Origin of the sequence: Amycolatopsis sp. NPDC102389, from assembly GCF_044765885.1 — a bacterium.
In the GTDB taxonomy this organism is placed as follows: Bacteria; Actinomycetota; Actinomycetes; order Mycobacteriales; family Pseudonocardiaceae; genus Amycolatopsis.
This window is the reverse complement of record NZ_JBIWKX010000084.1, coordinates 1-12,166: the sequence shown is the minus strand read 5'-3', so window position 1 is coordinate 12,166 and position 12,166 is coordinate 1. Positions and strand designations below refer to the sequence as shown.

Sequence of the window (12,166 nt, the reverse complement as noted above, 5' to 3'; positions counted from 1 at the left end):
CGATCATCGGCGCTGGCTATGGTGCCTACATGCGGCTGGACGACAGCGAAGATCAAGCGGCATTCCGGGCGGGTCTCAAAGCCTGGCTCGCCGAACAGTTACCCGAAGCGACGCCGAGCGCGCCTCGCGCGTGGTCCGCCGACGAATTGCGCGCCTGGAGCAAGGCGCTGCACGCGGCCGGATACGCCGGTTTGACCTGGCCCGCCGAGCATGGTGGTCGCGGACTTTCCCCGTCGTACCAAGCGATCTACGCCGAGGAGAGCGCGCTGGCCGAAGCTCCGGACCACGCCGGGGTGATCGGGCTCGGCATGGTCGGCCCCGCGATCGTCCACTATGGAACGGACGCGCAGAAGGCCGAGCATCTCCCCCGGATCCTTTCCGGTGAAACGATCTTCTGCCAAGGCTTCTCCGAACCGGACGCCGGCTCGGACCTCGCCTCGGTGCGCACCCGGGCCCGCCGCGTCGACGGCGGCTACGTCGTCGACGGCGAAAAGGTTTGGTCCTCCTACGCCCATTTGGCCGACCACTGCCTGCTGCTCGCCCGCACGGATCCGGACGCGGCCAAACACCGCGGCCTGACCTGTTTCCTGCTCGACATGCGCGCGCCCGGCGTCGAGGTACGGCCGCTGCGTCAGCTGTCCGGCGATACCGACTTCAACCAGATCCTGTTGACCGGCGTCGAAATCCCCGACGACCGCGTGCTCGGCGAGCCGGGGCAGGGCTGGCGGGTCGCGCTGACCACCCTCGCGCACGAACGCGGCACGTTCGGCATCACGCTCACCGCGCGGCTGGCCGTGCAGCTCGACAGGCTGGTCAAGACCGCCAAGGCGTGCGGTGGCGACACCGACCCGCGGGTCCGCGCCGACATCGCCGAGCTGTACGTCGACCTGCAGGGCCTGCGGTTCACCGGATACCGCGCGCTGGCCGCGATGGAACGCACCGGCGAACCCGGACCGGAGAGCTCGATCCTGAAGCTGCGCTGGTCGCAGGCGAACCAGCGGGTGAGCGCGCTCGCGCTGCGGCTGCTCGGCAAGGGCGCGGCCGCCGACGGGACCGACGCCTTCTGGGGCGGCTACTGGCAGCACCAACGATTGCGCAGCCGGGCCAACAGCATCGAGGGCGGGACTTCGGAGATCCTTCGCGGCATCGTCGCGGAGCGGGTCCTCGGCCTGCCGAAATCACGCTAGGGAGCACCGATGGACTTCGCGTTGACCGAGGATCAAGCCGGGCTCAAGGCCGCTGCCCGCACCTACCTCGAAGACACCTACGGCCCCGAGCGGATCGCCGAGAACGACCTCGCCGCCTGGCCGGAGCTTGTCCGGCAGGGCTGGCTGGACGCGGACCTGAGCCTGGCGGAACTCGTCCTGCTGGCCGAGGAAGGCGGACGTGCCCTGCATCCGGTGCCCTGGTTCGCGACGGCCGGACTCGCCCTGCCCGTGTACCACGCCGCGGGCGTCGAACCGCCCGGCCCGGCGACGCTCGCAGACGGCAGCGAAACCTGTCGCGCGGCCCGTCGCGACGACGGCTGGCGGCTGGACGGCGCGGTGCAGGCGGTCCTGCACGCCGACGTCGCCACGGAGATCGTGGTCGCGGCCCGCACCCCGGCCGGAGTGGCACTGTTCGGTGTCGACCCGGCCGCCGCTTCGCTGTCCGCGCGCGACGGCGTCGACCCGCTGCGGGCGACGTCAGACGTCGCGCTGGCCGGAGCCGAGGCACGGCTGCTGATCGGGCCGGGCGCCGCCGCGTCACTGCTCACCGCGATCCGGAGCCGGGCGACGACCCTGCTCGCGGGCGAGGCCATCGGCGTCGCCGACCGTGCGTTGGCGATCGCCGTCGAGCACGCGAAGACGCGGTCCCAGTTCGACCGCCCCATCGGTTCGTTCCAAGCGGTGAGCCAGCAGCTCGCCGACGGCTACGCCGAGGTCGAGCTCGCGCGTTCACTGGCCTACCGCGCCGCTGTGGCCGCCACGGCGGAAGCGGTCGCGTGCGCCGCCCACGCCGCGAGCCGCGCGGCGGTCTCCGTCTGCGAGACGGCGATCCAGGTCTGCGGCGGCATGGGCGTCACCTGGGAATTCCCGCTGCACCGCTGGTTCCGTCGCGCGCTGTGGCTGGAGGCGGAACTCGCCTCGGGACCGTTGGAAGCGATCGCGCACTCACTGTTCGGGGAGCACTCATGAGCCTGCAACTGCACTGGTTCCTGCCGTCACACGGCGACGGTCGGGAGGTCGCCAAGACCGCCGACGGCGTCGCGGCCCCCGGCGCCCGCCGCGAACCGGACCTCGAATACCTGACCCAGGTCGCGCTCGCCGCCGACCGCTTCGGGTTCACCGGGATGCTCACGCCGTTCGGGTTGTTCTGCGAGGATCCGTGGGTCGTCGCCTCGGCACTCGCGGGGGTGACCCGGTCGGTGAAGTTCATGATCGCGATGCGACCGGGGTTCGTCTCGCCGCTGCTCGCCGCGCAGACCGCGGCGACGTTCCAGCGCGTCTCCGATTCGCGGCTGCTGCTGAACATCGTGACCGGCGGGGACCCCGACGAGCAGCGCCGCTACGGCGACTGGCTCGACCACGACCAGCGGTACTCGCGTACCGGCGAGTTCATGGACGTCTTCCGGCAGGCTTGGCCGGGTTCGCGTTTCGACTTCTCCGGCACGCATTACACCCTGAAGGCCGGGATGGTCGCGCGGCCACACGCGGTGCGGCCGACCCTGTTCCTGGGCGGTTCTTCGTCGGCCGCGCTGGAAGTCGCGGCCGCGCAGGCGGACGTGCTGCTGATGTGGGGCGAAACGCCGTCGGCGATGGCCTCACATCTCGAGCGATCACGTGCACGAGCGGAGGCCTTGGGCCGCTCGTTGCGCTTCGGCACGCGGTTCCACGTGATCAGCCGGGACACCTCGGCCGAGGCGTGGAAGGTTGCCGACCAGCTGCTCGCCGGAATGGACCCGGCCCGCATCCGGCAGGCGCAGGAACGGTTCGCCGCCACCGAATCCGAGGGCCAGCGGCGGATGGCGGCGCTGCACGCCGGCCGCACCGACTCGCTGGAGATCCACCCCAACGTCTGGGCGGGTTACGGTCTGGTGCGCCCCGGCGTCGGCACGGCCCTGGTGGGCAGTCACGAAGAAGTGGCCGAACGGATCGAGGAGTACCACGCCCTCGGGCTCGACCACCTGATCCTTTCCGCTCAGCCGCATCTGGAAGAGGCCTACACATTCGGCGAGGGCGTCATGCCGCTGCTGCGCAAGCGGGGCCTTCTCGCGGACGCTCTCTGAGGTTGCGGCCCGGGTGTTCGTTGGCGCGACTCACGTGTCCAGACCCGAGACTCGCGTGATTGAAGACGAAACTCACCGAGGCCCGGCTCGCATCGTGTGTTACGTCTTCAATCACGCGAGTTCCGGCTCGAATCACGCGAGATACGCTTTCAGACACGCGTGATCCGGCTCGGATCACCACGAACATGACGCGACCCACGTGTCCAGACACGGGACTCGCGTGATTGAAGACCGAACTCGCGTGATTGAAGACGAAACTCACCGAGGCCCGGCGGGTTATGCTTCACTCGGCGATGAAGGAATTGGGACACGCGACGTCCCAATTCCTTCATCGCCTTCGTCGAGCGTCAGCTGAAGCTGATGATCACGCCGCCACCGTTGCCGGCGGCGTCACCGAGGCCGACGACGCAGGTGATGGCCGTGCAGTCCACCGCGCCGTAGCTGCTGCCGTCGGGCAGGACGCCGGTGAAGTTCTTCTGCACGGCGACCGAGGCCGAGATCTTCCCGGCCGCGTCGGCGACGATCGACTGCTGCGAAGGGCTGCAAGGGAACTGCCCCGTCGCGTCCTGGGCGCATTCGCCGACGCGATAGGTCGCGCCCGGCGTCAGGCCGGTTCCGGTCACCTGGACCACCGCGCCGTCCGAGAGCCCCGACGACGGCGTGACCGTGACGGCCGCCGCGGCGGAAGCACCAGGGGCGACGACGGCCAGCAGGCCGAGAGCGGCGATGGCGGAACCGGCGAACTTGGCGACAAGCTTTGCGGACACGGTAATCACTCCGATTCATTGCTAGGGATTTTCTGACTCACCAGGCGCGGGTTCCGTTGCCCCCCGGCGTCCTGGTAACAACGTTACGATCATCGGACGTAGATCGTCAATCATTTCTTCGAGCAGTTTTCGAGTAGGCCGCAAGAAAAAAGGTGCAATAAACTCGCGCGCTTCGTGCGTAATTCATACGCGGCGGGCAAGTCAGGAGAAGAGGGCGCGGCGGCGCGCACGGGAACCTGATTCGGTGACCTCTTCCAGCTCCGATTTCCTGTTCGGGGGCGCGCCAGAAAGGCACGCCGCCTATTCGGCACTGCGCGAAAGCGGCCCGGTCCGCAGGATCACGCTCTCGTCCGGCACCGGCGGCTGGCTGGTGAGCGGCTACGCCGAGGTCCGCCAGGCGCTCGCGCATCCCGGCCTGAGCGGGCGCACCGGCGTCGTCGGCGACCGGCGCGGGCTGTCCGAGGACGTCCGGCTCGGCATGAACACGCATATGCTGAACCTCGATCCACCGGATCACACCCGGCTCAGAAAGCTGGTGTCCGCCGCGTTCACCGTGCGCCGGATCGCCCAGCTGCGCCCCAGAATCGAGGCCATCACGGCAGAACTGCTCGACGCCGTGGCCGACTTCGACGAGGTCGACCTGATCAAGGCGCTCGCGCTGCCGCTGCCGATCCGCATCCTCACGGAGATGCTCGGCGTGCCCGACGACGAGGCAGGCGCCTTCCACGGCTGGACCGAGATCCTCACCGCCAGCGCGCTCCCCGTCGACGAACTCGACGCGGCCGCCGCCGAAATGCTGCGCTATGTCAGGAAACTCCTCGCCGAGAAGCGGGCGAACCCAGGCACGGACCTGCTTTCTGCGCTCGTCACGGTGCACGACGGCGACGATCGGCTCACCGAGCACGAGCTGACGTCGATGGTCTTCCTCCTGCTCATCGCCGGGCACGAGACCACCGTCCACCTCATCGGCAACGCCACCCTCGCCCTACTCGAGAACCCGGCACAGCTCGCCGCGTTGCGCGCGAACCCGGACGGGATGCCCGCCGCGGTCGAGGAATTCCTGCGTTACGAGAGCCCGGTGCACGCGGCGATGCGGTACGCCAACGAGGAAATCGAGCTCGGCGGCGAGACGATCCCGGCCGGTTCGCTGGTCATCGTGTCGTTGCTGGCCGCCAACCGCGACCCCGCCCGGTTCGCCGGCGCGGACGCCTTGGCACTCGACCGCGCGGACAACCCGCAGCTCGCTTTCGGACACGGCATCCACCACTGCCTCGGCGCGCCGATGGCCCGGCTCGAAGGCGGGATCGCGCTCTCCGCTCTGCTCACCCGGTTCCCGAAACTGCGCGCGGCCGTCCCCGCGGAGAGTCTCCGCTGGCGCGTCAGCATGGTGATGCACGGCCTCGAATCCCTTCCTGTCCGCCTTCGCTGAAGACATAAACCAGCAGGCTGGGATAAGACGCGCTGGAAACCGCGGTGCGACACTTTTCGGAGACGATCACGAATTCGCGGTGCGTATCTCACGTCCGTGTGCCGCGTCATCTCCTATTCCTGGGAAGGGAGTAGAACGTGTCCCAAGACCTAGGCACCCCGGTCACGAGCACCCGGCCGCGGGGCGCTGCCCCGCCCGCGCGGACGCCGAAGAAGAAGACCAAGACGGGGCTGTCCGCACTGGCCGCCAAACGCATCGCCGTGCTCAGCGCACTCGTCGCCGGCGTCGCCTACGGGTGGGGTATCGGCGGGAACGCCGCACACTACGCATACGCCGCCGCGGTGCGCAGCATGGCCTCGAACTGGCACAATTTCCTTTACGGCGCCTACGATCCCGCCGGGTTCATGAGTGTCGACAAGGCACCCGGCGCGCTCTGGCTGCAGGCGCTTTCCGTACGTGCCTTCGGTTACGAGACCTGGGCGCTGCTGCTGCCCGGCGTCATCGCCGGTGCCGTCTCGGTGTACGTGCTGTTCGTGCTCGTGCGCCGCTGGGCCGGGCACGCGCCCGCGGCGCTGGCCGCCGTCCTGCTGGCCGCGACCCCGATCACGATCGCGGGCACCCGGGTCAACCTGCCCGACTCGACGCTGATCCTTACGCTCCTCGTCGCGACCTACGCCTTCTGGCGGGCACTGGAGAACGCGTCCCCGCGCTGGCTTCTGCTCACCGCCGCGCTCGTCGGCGTCGGCTTCCACATCAAGCTCGCCATGGCGCTGGCCATCCTTCCGGTACTCGGAATCGTCTACCTCGTCGCCGCGCCGGCCTCGCCGGGACGGCGGGTGTTGCATCTGCTCGGCGCCGGAGCGGTCACGGCCGCGGTGTCGTCGATCTGGATGCTGATCGTCGGGTTGACGCCCGCGGGCTCCCGCCCGTACATGGACGGCAGCACGTCGAACTCGGTGTGGCAGATGGTCTGGTCCTACAACCTCTTCGACCGCACGGACGCCGCGAGGGCCGGGAACTCAGCCGAGCTGCCGGTCCTGCCCGACGGCAAGGTCTCGCCGGTCGACCAAGGCGGCGAAACCGGTGTGTTCCGGCTGTTCAACGACCTGATCGGCGGCCAGATCTCGTGGCTGCTGCCGCTGGCCGTGCTGCTGCTCGTCGTCGGCCTGCTCGCCGCGGGCCGCGCGCCGCGCACCGACAAGGCGCGCGCGGGCTGGCTGCTGTGGGGCGGCTGGCTCGTCCTCTTCGCCGGCGCGCTCAGCTTCTCGCAGAGCATCCACCCGTACTACACGAGCATCCTGGCGCCCGCCATCGCCGCGATCGCCGGCGTCGGCCTGCACCTCGCCTGGACGGACCGCCGCTTCGCGTGGGCACTTCCGGTGGGCCTGCTCGCCACCGGCGCCTGGGCGTTCGTGCTGATGAGCCGCTCCAGCGACTACGTGCCGTGGCTGCGGCCCGTCGTCGCGATCGCCGCCGTCGTCGCCGCGGTGCTGGTCCTGGTGCGCCGTACCGGGAAGTTCGCCGTCGTGACCGGTGCCGTGGCCGGGGTCGCGCTGCTGGCCGGGCCGGTCGCCTGGGCGGCGCCCGCCTTCCACCCGCCGACGGATCCGCGGACGGCGATGTTCCAGAACTTCAACCCCCTCGCGGGACCGAACCCGAACGCGCTCTCGACCGGCATCGACCTGACCAAGCTGATGGCGGGCGGCCCGAAGCCCGGCGCGGCGGGCGGACAGGCCATGCCGCTGCCGCCGCCGATCATGTTCCAGATGATGCCGTCCGACGCCGACCAGAAGCTCCTCGGTTTCCTCAAGGCCAACAACCGCGGCGAGCGCTTCGATCTGGCGACGGTCGGCGGCACCGGCGCCTCGCCCTACATCCGGGCGGGCCTGTCCGTGATGCCGATGGGCGGTTTCGTCGGCACCATGCCGATGCCGACCGCCGACGGCCTCGCCGACGCTGTCCACAGTGGACAGCTGAGGTACGTCCTGTTCGGCGGATTCGCCTACGACAGCCCGACCGCGCTGGCCCGCAAGGACTGGGTGGTGCGCAACTGCGTCCGGATCCCGCCGCCCGCCTACACCGCGAACCCGTGGATGGGCTTCACCTCCGCCCTCTTCGACTGCAAGCCGGGAGCGTGATGCCCCATGACGGCTGAACTCACCGCGGCACCCCGCGTCGCACCGGGAAGCCGCACGACGGCGACCGTCGAGATCGTCATCCCGGTGCTCAACGAGGAACGCGCCCTGCTGGGCTGCATCACCACGCTGACCGAGTTCCTCGGCGACTTCCCGTTCCCCTGGTCGATCACCATCGCCGACAACGGCAGTACCGACCGGACCTGGGAGATCGCCACCGGACTGGCCGAAGGGAACCCGCGCATCTCCGCACGGCGGATTCCCGTCCGCGGCCGGGGCGCGGCGATCAAGGCGACGTGGGGGTCCAGTACCGCCGACATCGTCGCCTACATGGACGTCGACCTCTCGACCGGTCTGGAAAGCCTGCTCCCCCTGATCGCACCGCTGGTCAGCGGGCACTGCGAGATCACCATCGGGACCCGGCTCGGACGTGGCTCGCGGATCCGCCGCAGCCTCAAACGCGAGATCGTCTCCCGTACCTACAACGCGATCACGCGGCATGTGTTCGGGCTGCGCAGCACCGACACGTCCGCCGGATTCAAGGCGGCCCGGCGCGAGGCGGTGGCCGGGCTGCTGGACGCGGTCGAGGACGACCACTGGTTCTTCGACACCGAGATGCTGATGCTGGCCGAGCACAACGGCCTCCGGGTGCACGAGGTGCCGCTGGACTGGGTCGAGGACGTCGATTCGCGGGTCAAGGTCACCCAGACCGCGATGGGGAACCTGAAGGGCCTGGTCCGCGTGGGCCGGGCGATCGCCGCCGGGAAAGGACGGGTGAACGTGCCGGAGATCCCGCAATTGCGCGCCACTCATCCGGACGCCGTGCTGGCCGAACCCCGGGCCGCGACCCTGGCGAAATTCCTGGGCTTCGCGGTGATCGGTGTCATCTCGACAGTGCTCTACACGCTCCTGTACCTCCCCTTGCGCGTCCCCCTGACGCCGGCGGGGGCGAACCTCGTCGCGCTGGTGCTCGTCGGGGTGGCCAACACCGAGGCGAACCGGCGCTGGACGTTCAACCGCGGTGGCGGGCACCGGCTCGGCCTGCACACGCGGGCCGCGATCCTGTTCGCCACCACGTATCTGCTGACCACACTGGCCGTGACCGGGCTCCATCTGATCGCCCCCGGCTCGGGGCCGGTCGTCGAACTGTTCGTGCTCATCGTCGCCTACGGGCTGATGACGTTGCTGCGGTTCGTGGTCCTCGACCGCTGGGTCTTCGCCCAGCATCGGAAGGAGAGCCGGTGAAGACGGAGGACGTCGCCCGGATCACCGAGATGGAGGACCGCCACTGGTGGTTCCGGGAAAAGCGGCATCTGCTCGCCGACGAGCTGAAGCGGCTCGGCCCGCCCGGCCGCGCGCTCGACATCGGCGCGGCGGGCGGCGGCAACACGCGGGTGCTGCGCTCGCGCGGCTGGGACGTCGTCGCCACGGACTACGACGAGAACGCCGTCGAGATCGCGCGTTCACGCGGTCTCGACGCGATCCACGCCGACGCCCGTGACCTGCCGCTGCCGTCCTCGTCGTTCGATCTGGTGGTGGCGTTCGAGATCCTCGAACACATCCAGGAGGACGACCAGGCCGCGGCGGAGCTGTTCCGGGTGCTGCGGCCCGGCGGCTCCGCGCTGATCAGCGTCCCGTCCGGAATGGACCTGTGGTCGGCGCACGACGTCGCGGTGCACCACGTGCGCCGCTACGACCCCGCCTCGCTGCGAAAGGTCATCGAGGACGCCGGCTTCGTCGTCGAGGAACTGTGGAGCTGGAACGTCCTGCTGCGGCCGGTGGTGGCGCTGCGGCGGCGCTCGGCGCGCGGCAACGAACTCAACGAGCACACGCCGTGGCCGGTCAACCGGGCGCTGACCGCGATCGTCACGGCGGAGCGCTACCTCCCGACGCGCTCGCGGCGGGGTGTGTCGCTGATTCTGAAGGCGCACAAGCCTTAGTAGGTACGTGAAGGCCCCCTTCACTGCGTCTAGCGCAGTGAAGGGGGCCTTCACGTACCTGGAGCGGGGTCGTAGTGAAGGCCTCCTTCCCTACTCTCAAGGTAGGGAAGGAGGCCTTCACGGAGTTAGGCCGCGCGGAGACCGGACTCCGGGACGTCCCAGGCGGTACCGCGGTGCTCGAGATACCAGTCCACCGTCTTCGCCATGCCTTCCTCAAGCGTGACAAGGGATTCCGGCTCGATGCCGACGGAAAGCAGGGTCGAGACGTCGGCCGTGACCGGGGTGTTCGGTGTCTCACCCGGCCGCATGGGCAGGTCGGTTATCCCGACCCGCGAGTGGCCACGCTGCTCGCACAGGTCGATCACGAGGTCCGCCACCTCGCGGATGGTGACCGACTCGGCGGGCCCGATCTCGACCGTGTTCTCCAGCACTCGCCCCTCGGCGGCGGCTTCCAGGGAGGCCACCAGGGTGCGCGCGACGTCGCCGACCCACACCATGTCCGAGACCTGCCGTCCGCCGCCGTAGAGCTCCACCGGCATCCCGGACAGCGCCCGGCAGATCAGCGCCGGGGTGATCTTGCGGACCTTCCCCGCGGCGAACGGCGGCGCGGCCTTCTGGCGCGGGCCGTAGGCGTTCACCGCGCGGACGCAGTTCACGCGGGTGCCGCGGTCGGCGTTGAACATGCGGACGAACCGCTCGACCGTGGTCTTCGAGATCGAGTAGCTGTTGTTCATCCAGTGGTTGCCGACGCAGATGTACACGCCGGGCAGGTCGTACTGGGCGACGGCCTCCAGGAAGTTCAGGCCGCCCATGACGTTGGTCTCCACCGCGGGCCGCGGATTGGTGATCGTCTCCTGGGTGCCCAGCACGGCGGCCAGGTGGATGATCCCGTCGCAATGCGCCGCGAGCTCGGTCAGCGCCGTCGCGTCGCGGATGTCGCCCAGCATGACCTCCCACGGCCCGCCGTCCCCCTCGCCACGATGGTCGAACACGACCGGCGTATGCCCTCGTGCGGCGAGCTCCTCACAGACGTAGCGCCCGATGAACCCGGTGCCACCGGTAACACCAACCTTCATTTTAGCCACCTTTTCCCGATAGGCTGGGAATTCCAGGACTTTCCTTTTCGCAGAATCCCATCGGCGGCTCGGGCCGGACGCCTTCAATACTGCCTGGAAAGCGGTGTCAGCCCAGGAACTTCGTCAGCGCGCCGATGACCTGAGCCGGCTGTTCCTCGGAAAGGTAATGCCCGGCTCCGGCGATCTTGACCACCTGCGGATCCACCGCCTTCGACGGCATCACCTGGGCGAAATACTGGTGGTTGAACTCCCCGGCGAGACCCAGCACCGGCATGGTCAGCTTCCCGTACGCCGAGCCGGCCGCGATGTCCTGGTTGAGCGTCCGGTACCAGCCGTTCCCGGCCCGGACGGCGTCACGCGTGTTGTAGGCCCGCGCGTAGACCCCGCGGTCGAAGTCGTCCACCGCCGACGGCACCACGGAGAGCTGGTCGATCATCGCGTCCACGACGTACCGCGAGCGGCCGGAGACGAGCTGCTCCGGCAGGCCCTGCAGCTGGTTGAACGTCCACCACCACGGCGAGAACTGGCCGGGCGCGCTGGGCAGCAGGGGCAGCTGATAGAGGCTCTTGTCGGGCGCGACCACGTCCATCAGCGCCAGTTTCCCGACCGCCTGCGGATACTTGATCCCGTAGCTGTGCGCGACCATCGCGCCGATGTCGTGGCCGACCAGATCCGCTTTGGCGTACCCGAGCTTGGCGAGCAGCGCGTGGACGTCGGCGGCCAGCGTCTCCTTGTCGTAGCCCGCAGGCGGCTTCGACGACCCGCCCATGCCCCGCAGGTCGACGGCGATCACGCGATGGTGCTCGGCCAGCGCCGGCATCACCTTGTGGAACGCCCACCAGGTCTGCGGCCAGCCGGGAAGCAGCACCACCGGGCTGCCGGAACCACCGGCGACGTAATGCAACCGGACACCGTTGACGTCGGCGTAAGAGCTCGCGAATCCGCCCGGCAAGGAGCGGGCGAGCGCCGCGTCCGAATGCCTCCACCCCGTGTTCGCGGAGGCTCCCGTCGCCGTTCCCCCCAGCAGTACGACCGCCGCGACCGCGGCCAGCGCGGTCATGACCTTCTTGAATTTACGCATGAATTCCTCTCCCACCGCCGGGGAAATGGTCATCTACACGTCAATGATCAGCCGAAAGGGCAGGCAGACGCATCTCGCGTGTTGCGGAGGAAAGGAAAAGAAAACTCGTGAGCGGCATGGACGGTTATTGACGGGTTATCCGACGGCCGGGACAGTGGCGGGATGAAGGCTCCCTTCACCGCATCGGACGCAGTGAAGGGAGCCTTCAGCCCTGGCCGTGAGCGCGGGGGCGTGAGTGGCAAGGACGGTTATTGAGGGGTAGGTCAAACGTGGCGTGGCCCTTTCGCTGACGCCTAAGCGCCGCTGAGCGTCCACAAGGGACAGTTTCCGACAGCGTGGTGTCCGATTTATAGCTATATGTACGATCCTGGCCGAGGTCGTGAGTGGCAATGAGGGTTAGAACCCTCTGTGCTGTTTCAGGACCTCACGGACAGATGTGTTTCAGGACTTGTCGGACAGTTTGGTGTTGA

10 protein-coding genes are annotated in these 12,166 nt (G+C 69.0%); 7 read left to right on the top strand and 3 right to left on the bottom strand.

Annotated elements, in window-relative coordinates:
* Positions 1 to 29: 29 nt before the first annotated feature.
* The 3 genes from ACIRGA_RS37800 to ACIRGA_RS37790 are packed head-to-tail and all read left to right on the top strand — an operon-like array spanning position 30 to position 3,268.
* Positions 30 to 1,187, top strand: coding sequence for an acyl-CoA dehydrogenase family protein (locus tag ACIRGA_RS37800; RefSeq protein ID WP_400951113.1), 1,158 nt, complete (start codon positions 30 to 32; stop codon positions 1,185 to 1,187).
* 9 nt (positions 1,188 to 1,196) lie between these two features.
* Positions 1,197 to 2,177: an acyl-CoA dehydrogenase family protein gene (locus ACIRGA_RS37795; protein ID WP_400951110.1), complete on the top strand. Its 981-nt coding sequence runs from the start codon at positions 1,197 to 1,199 to the stop codon at positions 2,175 to 2,177.
* Complete coding sequence (locus tag ACIRGA_RS37790) at positions 2,174 to 3,268, top strand: LLM class flavin-dependent oxidoreductase (protein WP_400951107.1); 1,095 nt, start codon at positions 2,174 to 2,176, stop codon at positions 3,266 to 3,268. Before ACIRGA_RS37795 ends, ACIRGA_RS37790 begins: the two co-directional genes overlap by 4 nt.
* 347 nt (positions 3,269 to 3,615) lie before the next feature.
* Here ACIRGA_RS37790 and ACIRGA_RS37785 read toward each other — a convergent pair whose 3' ends face one another.
* Positions 3,616 to 4,035 carry an enediyne antibiotic chromoprotein gene (locus ACIRGA_RS37785; protein WP_400951104.1) on the bottom strand — a complete coding sequence of 140 codons (420 nt, stop codon included), beginning with the start codon at positions 4,033 to 4,035 and terminating at the stop codon, positions 3,616 to 3,618.
* A gap of 244 nt (positions 4,036 to 4,279) precedes the next feature.
* Between ACIRGA_RS37785 and ACIRGA_RS37780 the strand changes: the two genes are divergently transcribed.
* From ACIRGA_RS37780 to ACIRGA_RS37765, 4 genes are all read left to right on the top strand, one after another.
* Positions 4,280 to 5,464, top strand: a complete 1,185-nt coding sequence (locus ACIRGA_RS37780; RefSeq protein WP_400951101.1) for a cytochrome P450 — start codon at positions 4,280 to 4,282, stop codon at positions 5,462 to 5,464.
* Between the two features lie 137 nt (positions 5,465 to 5,601).
* Positions 5,602 to 7,602 carry an ArnT family glycosyltransferase gene (locus tag ACIRGA_RS37775; protein WP_400951099.1) on the top strand — a complete coding sequence of 667 codons (2,001 nt, stop codon included), beginning with the start codon at positions 5,602 to 5,604 and terminating at the stop codon, positions 7,600 to 7,602.
* A 6-nt stretch (positions 7,603 to 7,608) separates the two neighbouring features.
* Complete coding sequence (locus ACIRGA_RS37770; protein WP_400951096.1) at positions 7,609 to 8,844, top strand: glycosyltransferase; 1,236 nt, start codon at positions 7,609 to 7,611, stop codon at positions 8,842 to 8,844.
* Entirely contained in the window at positions 8,841 to 9,539 is a 699-nt protein-coding gene (locus ACIRGA_RS37765) for a class I SAM-dependent methyltransferase (RefSeq protein WP_400951093.1), read from the top strand. Before ACIRGA_RS37770 ends, ACIRGA_RS37765 begins: the two co-directional genes overlap by 4 nt.
* A 125-nt stretch (positions 9,540 to 9,664) precedes the next feature.
* On the opposite strand, the gene ACIRGA_RS37760 is transcribed toward ACIRGA_RS37765, so the two are convergent.
* The gene (locus ACIRGA_RS37760; protein ID WP_400951090.1) at positions 9,665 to 10,615 is read right to left on the bottom strand and encodes an NAD-dependent epimerase/dehydratase family protein; all 951 of its coding nucleotides are present in this window, start codon (positions 10,613 to 10,615) and stop codon (positions 9,665 to 9,667) included.
* A 106-nt stretch (positions 10,616 to 10,721) separates the two neighbouring features.
* The gene (locus ACIRGA_RS37755) at positions 10,722 to 11,696 is read right to left on the bottom strand and encodes an alpha/beta fold hydrolase (protein WP_400951087.1); all 975 of its coding nucleotides are present in this window, start codon (positions 11,694 to 11,696) and stop codon (positions 10,722 to 10,724) included.
* Between the last annotated feature and the right edge of the window lie 470 nt (positions 11,697 to 12,166).